Below are 512 nucleotides of genomic sequence, written 5' to 3'. Positions count from 1 at the left end.
GTCATTCCGCGGCGGGGCTAATCCTGGTGCAGTTGCGTCCCTCGCCCTTGGCGGCGTACAGGGCGCGGTCGGCCCGGCGCAGGATCGAACTCCGGTCGTCGCCCGCCCAAGCCTCGGTAATCCCGGCGCTGAAGGTGTAAGGCAGGTCGAGCCCGTCCTCGAGCAGCCGGGCCGGGGGAAAGCCGTCCCGGATCCGGGCGACGATGCAGGAGGCCTCGTGAGCCGCCAGTCCCGGGAGCAGCAGGAGAAACTCCTCGCCGCCCATCCGGCCCAGCACCGCCTGCCCCCGCACCCTCTCCCGGCAGATCTCCGCGAAATGGCGCAGGACAGCGTCGCCGGCATCGTGCCCGTGCCCGTCATTGATGGCCTTGAACCGGTCGATGTCGATCACGGCAATGCACAGGCTGGACCCGGTGGCGTCCTGCTCGGCCAGCGCCTGGTCGAGCTGCTCCAGAACGTGCCGGCGGTTGGGCAAGCCCGTGAGAAGATCGGTCTGCGAGGCCTTGAGCGCC

General features: G+C 70.1%; 1 protein-coding gene. It reads right to left on the bottom strand.

All coding sequences use genetic code 11. The annotated features are described in order from the left end of the window. Position 1 precedes the first annotated feature (1 nt). On the bottom strand, positions 2 to 512 hold a 511-nt coding region (locus ACUXUR_RS26820; protein WP_445505394.1), incomplete at its 5' end, for a GGDEF domain-containing protein.

Source organism: Microvirga medicaginis (genome assembly GCF_052658925.1).
Note: the sequence above shows the minus strand (reverse complement) of the source record. Positions and strands in the feature narration are given on the sequence as shown.